Annotated in this window: 15 protein-coding genes; 9 read left to right on the top strand and 6 right to left on the bottom strand. The window is 64.9% G+C overall.

Features of this window, described 5'->3' with window-relative positions; translation table 11 throughout:
• Positions 1–100: 100 nt before the first annotated feature.
• Positions 101–736, bottom strand: coding sequence for an LppU family putative lipoprotein (lppU, locus tag OIE68_RS32805; RefSeq protein WP_419150827.1), 636 nt, complete (start codon positions 734–736; stop codon positions 101–103).
• Between the two features lie 273 nt (positions 737–1009).
• Between lppU and OIE68_RS32800 the strand changes: the two genes are divergently transcribed.
• The 8 genes from OIE68_RS32800 to OIE68_RS32765 all read left to right on the top strand — a co-directional run bounded on the left by OIE68_RS32800 (position 1010) and on the right by OIE68_RS32765 (position 10422).
• The gene (locus OIE68_RS32800) at positions 1010–1564 is read left to right on the top strand and encodes a DUF6764 family protein (protein ID WP_327094842.1); all 555 of its coding nucleotides are present in this window, start codon (positions 1010–1012) and stop codon (positions 1562–1564) included.
• A 37-nt stretch (positions 1565–1601) separates the two neighbouring features.
• The gene (locus OIE68_RS32795; protein ID WP_327094841.1) at positions 1602–2876 is read left to right on the top strand and encodes a serine hydrolase domain-containing protein; all 1275 of its coding nucleotides are present in this window, start codon (positions 1602–1604) and stop codon (positions 2874–2876) included.
• Between the two features lie 16 nt (positions 2877–2892).
• A complete protein-coding gene (locus OIE68_RS32790; RefSeq protein ID WP_327094840.1) occupies positions 2893–4320 on the top strand; it encodes a cytochrome P450 in 1428 nt (475 codons plus the stop codon).
• Between the two features lie 385 nt (positions 4321–4705).
• The gene (locus tag OIE68_RS32785) at positions 4706–5605 is read left to right on the top strand and encodes a L,D-transpeptidase (protein ID WP_327094839.1); all 900 of its coding nucleotides are present in this window, start codon (positions 4706–4708) and stop codon (positions 5603–5605) included.
• Between the two features lie 449 nt (positions 5606–6054).
• Positions 6055–6984: a sugar ABC transporter permease gene (locus OIE68_RS32780; RefSeq protein ID WP_327094838.1), complete on the top strand. Its 930-nt coding sequence runs from the start codon at positions 6055–6057 to the stop codon at positions 6982–6984.
• 144 nt (positions 6985–7128) lie between these two features.
• On the top strand, positions 7129–7920 hold the full coding sequence (locus tag OIE68_RS32775) for a carbohydrate ABC transporter permease (RefSeq protein WP_327101903.1): 792 nt from the start codon (positions 7129–7131) through the stop codon (positions 7918–7920).
• 67 nt (positions 7921–7987) lie between these two features.
• Complete coding sequence (locus tag OIE68_RS32770; RefSeq protein ID WP_327094837.1) at positions 7988–9316, top strand: ABC transporter substrate-binding protein; 1329 nt, start codon at positions 7988–7990, stop codon at positions 9314–9316.
• A 26-nt stretch (positions 9317–9342) separates the two neighbouring features.
• Positions 9343–10422 (top strand): sn-glycerol-3-phosphate ABC transporter ATP-binding protein UgpC, encoded by a 1080-nt coding sequence (locus tag OIE68_RS32765; protein WP_327094836.1) that lies wholly within the window; start codon positions 9343–9345, stop codon positions 10420–10422.
• A 30-nt stretch (positions 10423–10452) separates the two neighbouring features.
• Here the strand turns inward: OIE68_RS32765 and OIE68_RS32760 are convergent, their stop codons facing one another.
• The 3 genes from OIE68_RS32760 to OIE68_RS32750 all read right to left on the bottom strand — a co-directional run bounded on the left by OIE68_RS32760 (position 10453) and on the right by OIE68_RS32750 (position 13790).
• On the bottom strand, positions 10453–12471 hold the full coding sequence (locus OIE68_RS32760; RefSeq protein WP_327094835.1) for a M13 family metallopeptidase: 2019 nt from the start codon (positions 12469–12471) through the stop codon (positions 10453–10455).
• A gap of 79 nt (positions 12472–12550) precedes the next feature.
• Positions 12551–12928, bottom strand: a complete 378-nt coding sequence (locus tag OIE68_RS32755) for a DUF397 domain-containing protein (RefSeq protein ID WP_040697841.1) — start codon at positions 12926–12928, stop codon at positions 12551–12553.
• A 10-nt stretch (positions 12929–12938) separates the two neighbouring features.
• Positions 12939–13790 (bottom strand): Scr1 family TA system antitoxin-like transcriptional regulator, encoded by an 852-nt coding sequence (locus OIE68_RS32750; RefSeq protein WP_327094834.1) that lies wholly within the window; start codon positions 13788–13790, stop codon positions 12939–12941.
• A 132-nt stretch (positions 13791–13922) separates the two neighbouring features.
• Here OIE68_RS32750 and OIE68_RS32745 point away from each other — a divergent pair, with 132 nt between their 5' ends.
• Positions 13923–14465: a hypothetical protein gene (locus OIE68_RS32745; RefSeq protein ID WP_327094833.1), complete on the top strand. Its 543-nt coding sequence runs from the start codon at positions 13923–13925 to the stop codon at positions 14463–14465.
• Here the strand turns inward: OIE68_RS32745 and OIE68_RS32740 are convergent.
• Both OIE68_RS32740 and OIE68_RS32735 read right to left on the bottom strand, forming a co-directional pair.
• Entirely contained in the window at positions 14443–14922 is a 480-nt protein-coding gene (locus tag OIE68_RS32740; protein ID WP_327094832.1) for a DUF4190 domain-containing protein, read from the bottom strand. The genes OIE68_RS32745 and OIE68_RS32740 overlap by 23 nt on opposite strands.
• 83 nt (positions 14923–15005) lie before the next feature.
• Positions 15006–15788, bottom strand: coding sequence for a pirin family protein (locus tag OIE68_RS32735; protein WP_327094831.1), 783 nt, complete (start codon positions 15786–15788; stop codon positions 15006–15008).
• Positions 15789–15797 lie beyond the last annotated feature (9 nt).

Here is a 15797-nt window from a genome sequence, read left to right as displayed (position 1 = left end):
ACCTCGCTGCGCTCGGTTCCGCCGTTCGTTCCGACGCTGCGTCTATGGTTCGCTCGCTCACGGGCCAAACGTAGCCGCTACCGGCCGGTTTTCGTGGGCGTCAGAGATTTTGGACGCAGACCACGAAGCGCCGCGTCGGGTACTCGAAGCCGCTGCTGCTGCCGCAGACGCTGGCATCGTCGGCGCCCTGCTGGATATTGGTCACCTTCACGCCCTGGCTGACGCGTTCGGTGCAGTCGATGCGCTTGGGATCCTCGCCGCTGATATCCATGCAGCCACCGACGACCCAGTCGATATCCAGGCAGATCGCGCCCTGCTGCGCGCCGTTCATGGTTTCGAAGTAGGCGGAGTCGCGGTCGGCGACGCACTGCGAACTGGTCGCCGCCTTGCCGATGACCTTGTAGTTCGAGGCCCGGCTGCCACAGGAGGCCTTGGCGATGGTGGCGTTATCGGTGGTGCCGCCGAGCGTCACGCAGTCACCGACATTGGCCTGGAAATCGGTGCTGCCGCCCTTGGTCGCCGAGGTGGTCGCCGTCGGCTTACTGGAGGACGGACGGGCGCTGGTGGTGGGCCTGGCCCCTGAGGTTCTCGGCGTGTTGGTGGACGAGACCGCATCGATGGTCCCGTTTACGGCGGGCTGGGCATTGCCGCTGATTTTATTGCCGCAGCCCGCTAGCGAGAGCGCGGCGACGACGGCGACCGCGGCGACGGCCGCCGTCGCGAGGCGACCAGAGATCGGTTGACGAGACACTTACAGTCCTCCCGGCTGTAACGCTCCGAACTCATACCCCCGTCGGAATCCGAAGTGATCTAGCAATGCGTGAAATACCACGCCATGCATACACCACCGAGCGCAGGTGCGTCGAGTCGACAGCAACCGCATCGGAGAAGCACAGTGCCGGCCCAAATGTTGGTTCGATCACTGTGGCACTGCGGCGTACCAGCGAAATCGGTGTCACAGCAACCGATCTGGGTATGGTGAGGTTTCCGGTGTGAGAGGAGTTCGTTCGTGAGGCTGATCAGCGCGATGACTTGCACCACCGCCGCGTTCGGCGCCGCGCTGATCCTCCCCGCGATGGCCTCGGCAACCGATGTGCACTGCGCTACCGACGGCGGGGCGGATGTCACCGTGATCGACGGAAGCACCGCATGCCGGGCCGCGGCCGAATCCCTCGGCCGGGCACGGGCGGCCGGATACGACGGAGTCGGCTACGCCCGTGCCGGCCTGGGTGCCGCCGCGTTCGGTATCGGTGCGGCGGGCGGTGTGGGCGCCAGCGACGGAGTCGGTGGAATTCCGATCGCGCTCGGCTACGGCGCCGATGCCGTTGCGCTGACCTCGATCGCCGCTCCGGCAACGGATTCCGAGACCGACCACCCGAGCCCGCCCATCCCGCTGTTCGCGGTATCGATCGCCTTCGACGGCTCGCGCGCACAGGTCGCGACGGCCGACAGCACGGTGGTGTGCCTGGGCGCGGCAGCCTTCGCGTGGAATTCGGCAACCGGCGCGACCTGTTTGACCACGCCTTTCGGTCGCTGGCAAACGCCACGATCCGAGTTAGGCTGAGAATTCGGCCCCAGCCAGCCAGCAGGAGGTGTGCCCCATGGTTTCGGCCTTCCCCGCACCGGACCGGTGGCCAGCCGCGCCACTGGAGATGCTCGTCGATCCGAGATTCGTTCGCCTTGCGGACCATTTCTTCGGCATGTTCGCCCAGCCGACACGCGGCGGCGGTGCGCTCGCGATCTATCTCGACGGTCGACCCGTCGTCGATATCTGGGCGGGCTGGGCGGCCAAGGATCGACGTTGGAACGGTGAGAATGTCGCGCTCACCTTCTCCACCGGCAAGGGCGTCGCCGCGACCGTGGTGCACCGGCTGGCCGAGCGCGGGCAGATCGAATACGAAGCCCCGGTCGCCACCTACTGGCCAGAGTTCGGCGCACACGGCAAGGACGACATAACGGTGCGCGATGTGCTCTCGCACCGCGCCGGACTGCACCGGGTGCGCGGCCTGGTCCCCGGCCGGGAGGGCATTCTCGACTACGGCGCCGTGGTGGCGGCGCTGGCCGAGAGTCCCGCCGACCCGCGGCGCATCCGCACATCGGGCTATCACGCGATCACCTTCGGCTGGCTCGTGGCCGAGATCGTGCAGCGCGTCACCGGTGATCTGTTCACCGATGTGGTGCGGCGCGAGATCGCGGAACCACTCGGCTATGACGAATTCTGGTTCCGGGTACCGGAATCCGAGCGCTATCGGATCGCCAAGATCTTTCCGCATCTGAATCCACCCGGAATCCGTTGGAATACCGCGTCATCGGTGCTGTCCTGGGTGCGGCCGGTGCGCGGACTCGCCGAGGCGGGTATGCCGGAGAGCTTCGACGAACTCGTCCGCGATCCGCGCGTGCACGATGCGGTGATGCCGGGCTGGAACGGTGTCTTCTCGGCGCGCGCACTGGCCAGAATGTATGGGGCCCTCGCGAATGAAGGGCGGGTCGAGGCGCTTGATCCCGAACGCGGTGGTCACGCCATCGACGCGGCGCAGTTCCTGCAACCGGAGACGATCGCGATCATCAATGAGACGCAGCGGGCCGATAGCCGCGACTATGTGCTCGGGGTGCCGCTGAAATTCACCCTCGGCTATCACCGTCCGGTGGTGATGTCCAAGCAGCAGCCGCGGAAAGCCTTCGGCCACTATGGACTCGGCGGTTCGGGCGCCTATGCCGATCCCGAACTGGGCATGTCGATCGCCTTCGTCACCAACCGGCTCGGCAATGCGGTGACCGCGCTCGGAGACGCCCGGCTCGCGCGCTTGGCCGCCCTCGCCGGCAATACGGTGCGCAGGGTGCGCCCGAAGGGGGCAGTCGAACCGGGACCGGCGTAAGTTCGTAGCTATAGATATGGAGCACGCGGGCGCACCCGAGGAAGCGGCGCTGGACGCCGCGCCTTCGACGCCGCGCGCACCGAGAATGGTGGTTGCGCACGCGTTGGCGGCGGGCATCGATTTCGAGCGGTACTTCCGGTGGCGACGCGAACGCGAGGGTGATCCGTTCTACGTGCGGTTTCCCGGTTTCGGCGCGGTGCTGTTCACCGGCACGGCCGACGGCGCCCGCGAATTCTTCCGCGCGCCGATCGATCTGCTCGAACCGCCGCGACCGAATCCGATCGAACCGCTGGTCGGCTCCGCATCGCTCATCCTGACCGCCGGCGAACGACATCGGCGCGATCGGGCATTGCTCGCACCCGCGTTCCACGGCACGCAGATCCGCGCCTACGGCGAACTCATCCGCGAGTCCACCATCGCCGAAATATCGGGCAGCACAGGCGAATCCCGCCCGGCCTGGACGCCGGGCACGCGCATCGACTCGCGGGCGGCAGCCAGGGCGATCACTTTGCGGGTGATTCTCGAGGCGGTATTCGGGGTGGACAGCCGCGAGCGCCGCGCCGAATACACCACCGCGGTCGCGGAATTCCTCACCGCCTACTCCGGACCGCTGATGCTGGTGCCCGCACTGCGCCGCGGGCTGTTCGGTCGGGCGCCGTGGGATCGGTTCGTGGCCGCGCGCGAGCGGCTCGACGAGCTGATCCTGACCGATATCGCGCGGCGTCGGGCCGTCGGCTCGGTCGGCGCCGACATTCTCGGTCTACTGCGCGCGACCAGCTATGACGACGGCACCTCGATCACCGATGACGATCTGTGCGACCAATTGCGCACCCTGCTCGTCGCCGGACACGAGACCACCGCGACCAGTCTGGTGTGGGCGCTGTTCCATCTGCATCGAGAACCCGAGGCGTTGCAGCGCCTGCGCGCCGAACTGGACGCGGCCGGATCCGACGCCTCCCCGCTCGAGCTGGCCGGGCTGCCGTTCCTGGACGCGGTGTGCCAGGAGACACTGCGGCTACATCCCGCGGTGCCGATCGTGCTGCGCAGGCTGGCCGCGAGCGACTGCTCGCAGGTCGCTCGAAACAACACCGTGCCGTTCACACTGCGTGGTGTCGAGCTCGCGGCGGGCGACACCATGGGCATCGCGCTGCCGCTGCTGCATTCCGATCCCGCGGTGTGGACGGATGCGGAGCTGTTCCGGCCGGAGCGGTTCATCGACCGCAAGTACCGGCCGTACGAGTTCGCACCCTTCGGCGGCGGACATCGACGGTGCGTCGGGGCATCGCTGGCCGACTACGAACTGCGGATCGTGCTCGCGACCATTCTCGGTCGACGGCGGCTGCGATTGCCACCGCGGTATGCACGCGGGCGGGCGCCGCTGTCGGTGCCGCACAACATCGCGACGGGGCCGCATCGGTCGATCCCATTCGATGTCATTTCGTGATTTATCTCACGAAGGAGTTTGGCTCATCTGGGGGTCGGACGACTTGACGGCCGTCCTGAGCCATCGAGGCTCACGGACCTGACCGGCCAGTTTCACGAATGATCTTGACCCCCAACAGCATATGTGTCGCTCGCCACACCACGTGGTCTGCACGAATCAATCCGAAACGCCAGTGGCCGCGGATGGCTCTGGACGGTAGGAAGGACGCCAGGGTCGGGTGCGTCATATACCCGTGGGGTGCTTCGTGTGCCCCGCGCCGTTTTTCCGTGGGCGTTCGCACGGAATCCACGAAGAGTCTTCGTGAAACCGCCCTGCGAGTTCCACACCGATGAGAGATCTCACCGCGCCACCGGCGTAGGCGAGAGATGGATTGGACGAGAAACCTATGCATGCCGCTTTGCACACCGGGACGTCGACTGCTCCTCGTCGGGGAGCGCTAGCCCGCCGACTCCGGCAGGGCATCCTATTGTCGGCGGCGATCGCCGCGGTCGGTATCACCGCCGTCGCGCCGGCTCAGGCCGATCCGGTACTGCCCGGCACCGGCTCCGCTAACTCGACCGCCACCGATCCAGGTGCCACGGCGAACTTCGCGCCGCCGAGTATCAGCCCCGGTGACGGCGAGACCGTCGGCGTCGCGCAGCCGATCATCATCAACTTCAAGGAACCGGTGACCGATCACGTCACCGCCGAGCAGGCCATCAAGATCACCTCCTCGAATCCGGCGCCGGGTCACTTCTACTGGTTCAGCGACAAGCAGGTGCGCTGGCGGCCGAACGAGTTCTGGCCGGCCAATACTGATGTGACCGTGGAGGCGGGCGGCACCCGCACCGCATACCGGATCGGTGACGCTTTCATCACCACCGCCGACGACGACACCCACACCATCACGATCACTCGCAACGGCGAGGAGATCATGACGATGCCGACCTCGATGGGTAAGACCAAGCACGAGACCCCGAACGGCACCTACTTCGTCGGCGAGCAGCTGCGCAAGATGACCATGGATTCGTCCACCTACGGTGTGCCGACCACCGATCCCGAGGGCTACAAGGTCGAGGTCGAGTACGCCACCCGGATTTCCAACAGTGGCATCTTCGTGCATGCGGCCCCGTGGTCGGTTGCGCAGCAAGGTGTTTCGAACGCCAGCCACGGCTGCCTGAACGTCAGCACCGAGAACGCCAAGTGGTTCTTCGAGAACGCCAAGAAGGGCGACCCGGTCATCGTCCAGAACACCAAGGGCGGCACCCTGAACGCCGGCGACGGCTATGGCGACTGGAACGACTGAGTATCGACAGATAGCTCCCGAGCCCAACTCAGCCCAGGCACAAACCGCCTGGGCTGAGTTCTTTCTGTTCACGTCCCGGTGTTCCGGATTTTCCGGACGACAGACCAGTTGCCGGATAATCTCCCGAGTGGCGCAACGCTACAACTGATTTCGGGAGAACATGGGTAACTCGTCGGGTACGCCCAGCATCCAGTCACCGACACCACCGTCGGCCCGCGACGAAACTCGCACCGCACCCCACGACCGGCAAAAGTTTCGGGGAGGCGGACCAGCACATGGGTAACTCGTCGGGTACGCCCAGCATCCAGCCACCAGCCCGACCGTCGGCCCGCGACGAAGGTAGCCTCGTACCCCACGACCGGCAAGAGTTTCGGGTAGCGCGCGAGACGTTCAGCGTGTCGACATTCGGCGTTAACCGACTATTTGCTGTGCGCCGTAGAGTCTCGGCCGTGCGAGCCAGGCCGGAACGAGTACTGCCCCAACCGCGCGGGCGTGGCCTGCGTAATCGGCCGTGGCAGGACTATGCGCTGTTCCTGGTGTTGCTCGGGCCGAATCTGGTGCTGCTGACGCTGTTCGTCTACCGCCCGCTGGCCGACAATATCCGGCTCTCGTTCACCGACTTCAATATCTCCGACAACTTCGTGACCTACATCGGGTTCGCGAACTACCGGGAATGGTGGGGCCGCGACGACTCCTGGCAGATCGTCACCAATACGGTGGTTTTCACCCTGGCCGCGGTGGTCGGCAGCATGGTGCTCGGCCTGGCGCTGGCCCTGCTGCTGGACCGTAAGCTGTTCGGCCGCAATGTGGTTCGCTCGGCCATCTTCGCCCCGTTCGTCATCTCCGGCGCGGCCATCGGCGTGGCCTTCCAGTTCATCTTCGATCCCAGCTTCGGGCTGATCCAGGATGTGCTGCACCGCATCGGCGTCGACAAGGTCCCGGACTTCTACCAGGACCCGCACTGGGCGCTGTTCATGGTGACGGTCACCTATATCTGGAAGAACCTCGGCTACACCTTCGTCATCTACCTGGCCGCACTGCAGGGCACCCGTGCCGATCTCATGGAAGCAGCCGAGATGGACGGCGCCGGCCGCTGGACCACCTTCACCAAAGTGCTGCTGCCACAACTACGCCCGACCACTTTCTTCTTGTCCATCACGGTGCTGCTGAACTCGCTGCAGGTCTTCGACATCATCAATGTGATGACGCGCGGCGGGCCGCTCGGCACCGGCACCACGACCATGGTCTACCAGGTCTACCAAGAGTCCTTCCGCAACTTCCGGGCCGGCTACGGCGCGACGGTCGCCACCATCATGTTCCTCGTGCTGCTAGTCGTCACGCTGGTCCAGGTGCGCATCATGGATCGGGGCGAGCAGTGAAATACGCGCGGCCGCAGCGACGGGCGCGGAGGAGGCAGCATGCGTAACCACGTAGCGACCGGCGCAGGCCGCCATGGAAACAGCGGCGAGACTCTTTCGTATAGCCGCAGGCAGCGCGTGGTGACGGTGCTCGGATACGGCGCGATGGTGTGCGTGCTGATCATCGTCGGTGTTCCGCTGTTCTGGATCTTCATCACCTCGTTCAAGGCACGTCCGGATATCTACACCCAGCCCGCGGTGTACTGGCCGCACAGTTGGCATCCGGCGAACTACGAGGACGCCACCACGACGCTGCCGTTCTGGGCCTTCCTGCGCAATTCGCTGATCATCACCGGGATCATCGCGCTGGTGAAATTCGTGCTGGGAGTGTTCAGCGCGTACGGCCTGGTGTTCCTGCGGTTTCCGGGCAAGACCCTGGTGTTCCTGGTGATCATCGCGGCGCTGATGGTGCCCAACCAGATCACGGTGATCTCCAACTACGCACTGATCGCCCAGTTGGGTTGGCGGAATACCTTCCAGGGCATCATCATTCCGCTCTGTGGGGTGGCCTTCGGCACCTTCCTGATGCGCAATCACTTCCTCTCGCTGCCCTCGGAGGTGATCGAGGCGGCCCGGATGGACGGTGCCAACTGGTGGCGCCTGCTCACCCGGGTGGTGCTGCCGATGTCCGGACCGACGATGGTGGCATTCGCGGTGGTCACGCTGGTCAACGAGTGGAACGAATACCTCTGGCCGTTCCTGATGGCCGACGACACCACGGTCGCCACACTACCGGTCGGCCTGACCCTGCTGCAGAACACCGAGAATCCGAGCGTCACCAACTGGGGACCGGTGATGGCGGGGACGCTGCTGACCATGCTGCCGATCCTCGTCGTCTTCCTGCTGCTACAGCGCCACATGATCAAGGGCCTCACCTCAGGTGCAGTGAAGGGTTGAGCCCACCCGTCACCCGACCACCACCCCTCACGGAATCGCTACGCGATACTGAGACAAGGAGATTCCAGTGTCCACTTCACAATTTCCGGCACTGTCGCGGCGCGGATTCATCGGCCTGGCCGGTGCGCTTGCGGCGGGTACCGCACTGACCGCATGCGCGGGCAGCGGCGGTGGCGGCAAGCAGTCCGGTGACGCCAACACCATTACCTTCTGGTCGAATCACCCTGGCACCTCGAAGGAACTCGAGGCCGAGCTGATCAACCGGTTCCAGGCGAAGTATCCGGATCTGAAGGTCAATCTGGTCGACGCGGGTAAGAACTACGAGGAGGTGTCGCAGAAGTTCAATGCGGCGCTATCCGGCGGCGAGCTGCCCGATGTCGTTGTGCTGTCGGATGTCTGGTGGTTCAACTACGCGCTGAACGGCACCATCGAACCGCTCGACCCGCACTTCGCCGACGCCGGGGTCAAGCTCGACGACTACGTCGATTCGCTGGCCGCCGACTACGTCTTCAACGGTAAGCATTACGCACTGCCGTACGCGCGCTCGACACCGCTGTTCTACTACAACAAGGATGTCTGGGCGAAGGCCGGTCTGCCGGACCGCGGCCCGCAGAGCTGGCCGGAATTCGACGAGTGGGGCCCGAAGATCCAGTCGGTGGTCGGCGACGGCAAGCTCGCGCACGGCTGGGGTGACGCCAAGAACTACCTGGCCTGGACCTTCCAGGGCCCGAACTGGACCTTCGGCGGCGCCTACTCGGACCAGTGGACGCTGAAGTTCACCGACCCCAAAACCATTGCGGCGGGCCAATTCCTGCGCGATATGATCCACACCAAGAAGTACGCGGGCATCAAACCGCAGATCGCCGTCGACTTCGGCACCGGCGTCATCGCCTCCACTATCGCCTCCACCGGCGATCTGAAGGGCATCCAGAAGAACGCCGAGGGCAAACTGCAATTCGGCACCGCATTCCTGCCGCATTCCAACGGCCCCGGCGTCACCACCGGCGGTGCCGGGCTGGCGATTCCGTCCCGGATCTCGGATCAGCGGAAGGTGAACGCGCTGAAGTTCATCGAGTTCATCACCAATGCCGCGAATACCGCGTACTTCTCGCAGGGCACCGGATATATGCCGGTGCGCAAGTCCGCGGTGACCGATCCGAGCGAGGTCGACTTCCTCGCGAAGAACCCGAATTCGAAGGTCGCTATCGAGCAGCTCGCGGTGACCAAATCGCAGGACTACGCGCGGGTCTTCGTGCCTGGCGGTGACCAGATCATCGGCACCGGTTTGGAGCAGATCGGCCTGCAGAATGCCGATCCGGCAACGGCTTTTGCGAATGTCGCCAGCCAGCTGCAGACCATTATCGACCGGCAGATCACGCCGAAGCTGCCCAAGTAGTACCGACGAAGAGGGAGATCGACGCCGTGGCAACAGTGCACTTCGACGGGGTGACGCATCGGTATCCCGGTGCGCCGGCGCCCGCCGTCGACAACCTGGAACTCGATATCGCCGACGGGGAATTCATCGTCCTCGTCGGCCCATCGGGTTGCGGCAAATCGACCAGTCTGCGGATGCTGGCCGGATTGGAATCCGTAGCGGCGGGTCGCATCCTGATCGGCGGTAAGGACGTCACCGCACTGCCGCCGCGCGCCCGCGATGTGGCGATGGTATTCCAGAGCTACGCGCTCTATCCGAATATGACGGTCGCACAGAATATGGGCTTTGCACTGCGCAATGCCGGAATGAACAAGGCGGACACCGCGGTTCGGGTGCAGGAGGCGGCGAAGATGCTCGAACTCGAGCATCTGCTCGACCGCAGACCGGCGAAACTTTCCGGTGGGCAACGCCAGCGCGTCGCGATGGGGCGCGCCATCGTGCGCCGACCCCAGGTCTTCTGCATGGACGAGCCCCTGTCCAACCTGGATGCGAAACTGCGGGTGAGCACCCGCTCCCAGATAGCCGCGCTGCAGAAGCGTCTCGGCACCACCACCGTCTACGTCACCCACGACCAGGTCGAGGCCATGACCATGGGCGATCGGGTCGCGGTGCTGCGCGAAGGGAAACTCCAGCAGATCGCCAAACCCCGTGAGCTCTACGACGATCCGGTCAATACTTTCGTCGCGGGGTTCATCGGCTCACCCGGCATGAATCTGCTCGACGCCCCTGTTCGGGATGGTGCCGCCGTCCTTGGTGACCTGCGAATTCCCTTGCCCCGCACCGCAACCGGCGGGCGGGTCATTGTCGGCATCCGTCCGGAATCCTGGGAAACCACCACCGAGACCGAGAACAGCCTCGCCGTGGCCGCCGAACTGCTCGAGGAACTCGGCGCCGAATCTTTCATCTACAGCCACGGCGTCACCGATGAATGGAACAGCCGCTCCGGCAAGGTGGTGGCCCGGGTGGACCGCCGCTTCCAGGTTGCCCTCGGCGATCGCCTGCGCCTGCGCCCGAAACTCGACGAGATCTTCTTCTTCGACGGCGAAACCGAGGAACGCCTGCGCTGAGCGCTCGGCGTCCTCGGCCCCGCCGCGTGCTCACCAGATCTTGACGCGCTGCGCGGGTTCCAGATACAGCTCGTCGCCCGGCTTCACATCGAAGGCCTCGTGGAAGCTGTCGATATTGCGAACCACCGCATTGCAGCGGAACTCGGGCGGCGAGTGCGGATCGGTGGCCAGGCGGCGGATGGCCTCCTCATTGCGGGCCTTGGTCCGCCACACCTGTGCCCAGCCGTAGAAGACGCGCTGCAGACCGCTCAGTCCGTCGATGACCGGCGGCTCCTCGCCTTCGAGCGAAATCCGGTAGGCGGCCAGGGCAATGGACAGTCCGCCCAGGTCACCGATGTTCTCGCCGATGGTGAATTCGCCGTTGACGGTGTTGTCGTCGGACAGCGCCTTGGGTGAGAGCACGTTGTACTGGTCGATCAAAGCCTTTGTGCGCTTACCGAATTCGGTGCGATCGGCATCGGTCCACCAGTCGATCATATTGCCGTCGCCGTCGTACTTGGCGCCCTGATCGTCGAAACCGTGGCCGATCTCGTGACCGATCACCGCGCCGATGCCACCGTAGTTGGCGGCGTCGTCGGCGTGCATATCGAAGAACGGCGGGTGCAGAATGGCCGCGGGGAAGACGATTTCGTTCATGCCCGGGTTGTAGTAGGCGTTCACCGTCTGCGGGGTCATGAACCATTCGCCGCGATCGACCGGACCGCCGAGCTTGTTCAGATCGCGATCGTGTTCGGCGGCATAGCCGCGTCGGTAGTTGCCGACCAGATCGGACGGGACGATGACGATGGCGGAGTAGTCGCGCCACTTGTCCGGATAGCCGATCTTGGGGGTGAACTTCTCCAGTTTGGCCAGCGCGGCCGCCCTGGTATCCGGCCCCATCCAGTCCAGCTCGGCGATATTGCGGCGGTAGGCCTCCTGCAGATTGGCGACCAGCTCGACCATCCGAGCCTTGGCCTCTGGCGGAAAGTGCTCGCCGACATACAGTTTGCCGACCGCCTCACCGAGCAGATCCTGCACCAGCGAAACACCGCGCTTCCAGCGTTCCCTGTTCTCCTGCGCGCCGGTGAGGGTGCGGCCGTAGAAGTCGAAGTTCTCCTCGACGATCGGATCGGTGAGATAGGCCGCCCGCGAACGCAACAGCCGCCAGATCGCCCACGCCTGCCAGTCGGCGAGCGGTTCGGCCGCCCAGGTCTGTGCGAAGGCGCGCACGTAATCCGGCTGGCGCACAACCACTTCAGCGAACAGTTCGGGACCCGACTTCGAGATACCCTCGGCGAGCGCGGCAGTCCACGCGTGCCAATCGAATTCCGGATGCTCGGCGACCAGCGCGTCGTAGGTGGTGAGGTTGTAGCTCAACTCGGCATCGCGGCGGCGCACCACATCCCAGTGCCCGGCCGCGAGCTTGCGCTCCAACTCGAAGATCCGCTGTCCGACCGTCGCCAGGTCGGCGGGCAGCAGCGCGGCGATCTGCGGTTCGGCGGCGGCCAGCGCGAACATCCGGCCGATGTGCTCGACATATCGGTCCCTGATCTCGGCGAATTCGTCCTGCCGGTAGTAGGACTCGTCGGGCAGCCCGATCCCGGACTGGGTGGCGTGCACCAGATACCGGTTGGAGTCCTTGTCATCGGTGTCGACATAGAAACCGAGCGCGCCGCCGACGCCGGTGCGCTGCAGGCGACCCAGTAGCGCGGCGAAGGCACTGCGATCGGCGACCTCGTGGATCTCGGTGAGTTCCCCCGCGATGGGTGCCAGCCCGAGCGAGGCCACCGTATCGGTGTCCATGAAGCTCGAGTACAGATCGCCGATCTTGCGCGCGTCGCTGCCGTGCGGCGCCGCCGAGTCCGCGGCCTGCCGGATGATCGTCTGCACATCCAGCTCCGCCTGGTCGTACAGCGTCCGGAAGGCGCCGTCGACCGCACGATCCGCCGGTATCTCATAGGTATCCAGCCACCCGCCGTTGACATGGGCGAACAGATCGTCCTGAACGCGCACGGCGTGGTCGAGGTGGGAGAGATCGATACCGGAGGGACTGCTCAGATCGGAAGTCACGATCTCCAGTATGCAGAGATGGGGCGCAGGCTGCCGTCGCCGAGGTTGGCCCCGGCCGTGTCACGGCCGGGGTAAGCGGTCAGGCGGGCAGGATGATGCGATCGAATTCGCCGTCGCGCGCGCCGGCGATGAACGCATCCCACTCTTCGGGGGTGTAGGAGAGGGTGATATCGCCGTGGCGCAGGGTGGCGCTGCCGTCGGCGCAAGTTTGTGCGATCAGCTCGTTATGCGATCGGCCGCTGTTGAGAAGGTTGATGAACGAGGTCCAGAGGCTCGCGGTGACGGTGATGATGGGCTCTTCAGCGGGGCGGTTGGCCGGGTTGCGGCGGTATTTGCTGTCACGGATGAGCACCGCGTCACCATCGAACCGGACTTCGACGCATTGATTGCCGTTGTTCGATCGACTCGACGTGAACCAGTCAGTGAAAACCGACCGGAGGGTAGCGGTGGTGGCCATGGGCAGGATTTTACACTCGTGCATACCTGCTGATCAGGGCCAATGATGCTGCACGATTCAACGATTGTTCCAGTGCGCGAACGTAAGCGAAGCTCAAATCGCGCACCTGTTCCGGATCGTCGACCGCGCCACCGAAGACCGCGCTCTCGGCCCACGCGAAGGTCGGCAGCTGTTCACCGGCGAAGTCGATCAGGTGGAAACTGGACCCGCCGAGCACCGCGCCCGCCCGCGCCGCGAACGGGATGACGCGCACCTCGATATTGTCGAGCTGCTCGATCGTCTTCGCCAGATACTCCAACTGTCCGCGCAAAACCTCCGGCCCACCGGTCTGCTGCAGCAGGGTGCCCTCGCCGATGACCGCGGTCAGTTCCACCCGTCCCTTACCGCGCAACCGCTCCTGCCGCCGCATCCGAATGGCTACCAGTTGCTCGACTTGAACCGGCCGGATCATCACATCGGCACTGATTAGCGCCCGCGCGTAGTCCTCGGACTGCAGCAGGCCAGGGAAAACCAAACTGTCATAGCTGCGAATACTCTGCGCGCCGAACTCCATGCCGTACAGCCGCTGCAGTTCCGGCCCGATCAGGGCCGACGATTTGGCCCACCAGCCGCGCTGCTTACTCGACTCGAGCAGTGTCAGCAACTCCCCGCGTTCTTCGGAATCCACCTCGAGCAGTTCGAGCACTGGGCCGATGGTGTTCGTGGTGAGCACCCGTCGCCCCTTCTCGACATGCGACCAGTTGGCCGGGGTGAAGCCGACCCGCTTGGCGAAGGTGGCCGAATCGAAGCCGCGCTGTTCGCGTAATTCGCGCAGGCGCAGCACCAGCTCCCAGCGAGCAACGGTCGGGGAAACGGGCGCCATGGCCCGAGATGGTACGCCGGAAATTTACTCGGCGTGTGACTATTGTCAAGGAACTTGTGCGGGTCTAGGGTCGATTTCAGCGGCAACTTTGGTTTTTACGTCGATCCACTCAGAGTCGAGGCGAGGTTCCTCATGAGTACGTCGCGAATGGAATCGGGTAGCTACCTGGCAGCCCAAGATTTCGCGGCGACCCAGGACGCCTTGGCGCGATGTCGCCGCTATCGCAAGGACAACGGTCTCTACGGGGTGGTCGATCCGGGACTCGGGCGAATTCTGTTGGAAGTCGGCGCGGTCGGCGCGGTCGTCATGCCCGCCGAACTCGGCAAGCGGGTGCGCGCCTACCTCCTCGCCAACTACGGGCGAACCGGACCGATCATCGCGCATCCGCGCTCCAGCCGTTGGTCCTTCCTGACCGGTCCGACCGATAACTCGTACCTGGATATGACGCTGTTCCCGGAGTTGTTCCGGGTCTGCACTTCGGTGGCGCTGCCGGGCACCCGGATCGTGCTGCCCTCACCGACCGATGAGCTCAGCGGCTACCGGATCTGGATCGCACCGCCCGAGGGCGACTACCGCCCCGAACTCGGCGATGTCATCGCCGCCACCCGGACGTGCGCGCACAGCGGCGGCCGGTCGGTCGTCAAGGGTGTCGTCAAGGGGTCGGTCGCGGAGTGAGCGTCACGCTGAAGCTCTGCTCGATGCTGTGCTCCCACTTGTCTCGGCACTCGTTTTGTTTGGTCTGATCGTCGCCCGCCTGCTGCATGCAGTCCAGATAGTCCTTGCCGCCGGAGTCGACGAAGAAGCTCCAGCCGACGATGCTGAGCACAACCGCGGCGACCAGCGCGAGCACACCCAGGATCAATCCGGTGACCGCCATGCCGGTGCCGCCCGCACTGCCGGAACGAATCTTGACCAGCGCGATGATGCCGAAGATCAGCGCGAAGAAGCCGAACAGATAGCCGCCGATCAGTGTCCAGCAACTCAGGAAGCCGACGATGCCGAGCACCAGTGCGGTGATCGCCATGCCCTTGCGCTTGGGGGATTCCTGCCAGTAGTTCGGCTGCCCTTGGCCCGGTGGCGGCGGGTACTGACCCGGTGGCGGATATTGACCGGGCGGCGGATATTGCGCCATGGGACTTCCTCTCAGCCGGTGCGCTTGCGCTGCAGTCGCCTTCTGATCGCACTGCCTGAGCAGGGATGTTAGTGACGAGCCGGTTATTCCGAGCCGAGCCGCGCGTGCATCTCCCAGACCAGGATCTCCGCCGGCCCGTGGGCGGTCACCAGCTGCCCACCCGATCTGGTCAGGCGCACGGCGTCACCCGCGTACAACGGACCGACGCCCTCCATCTCCACCTCGCCCCTTGCGACGAACAGATGCAGATACGGCGCGTCCGGTAGGTCGATCGCCTGCTCGGTTTCCCCGCTGTCGGCCAGCCGCGCCACATGCAGCGCCGAATGGCTGCTGCCGATGGCGATCGCGGTCCGATCGCGATAACGCGGCAGGCCGGAGGCCACGGTCACCAGGCCGCCGCGGGCCAATTCGTCGTCGATCTCGAGCTGCTGATATCCGGGCTCGAGGCCCGGTTCGTCCGGTACGACCCACATCTGCACGAAATGGACCGGCTGGTCATGTTCGGTGCTGTGGTCCAGACGCCAGGAGTCGTTCTTCTCCGAATGCAGAATTCCGGTGCCCGCGCTCATCCGCTGCGCCAGACCGGGATAGATGACACCGCTGTGCCCGAGCGAATCCTGGTGCACCAGCGAGCCGCCGAGCACCCACGTCACGATCTCCATATCCCGATGCGGATGGGTTTCGAAGCCCTGACCAGGGGAAACAATATCTTCGTTATTGACGAGCAGCAGCCCGTGATGGGTGTTGTCGGGATCGTAGTGCTCCCCGAAGGAGAACGAGTGCTTCGAATCCAGCCAGGACACGCGCGTTTTCATGCGATCGCCGCCGCGATGGACATCGATGTGTGGTGTCGTGAGTGTGGACATCGTGGTCCT

Source organism: Nocardia vinacea, from assembly GCF_035920345.1.
GTDB classification, from domain to species: domain Bacteria; phylum Actinomycetota; class Actinomycetes; order Mycobacteriales; family Mycobacteriaceae; genus Nocardia; species Nocardia vinacea_A.
The sequence above is the reverse complement of the archived record's forward strand: the minus strand, read 5'-3'. Positions and strand labels throughout refer to the sequence as shown.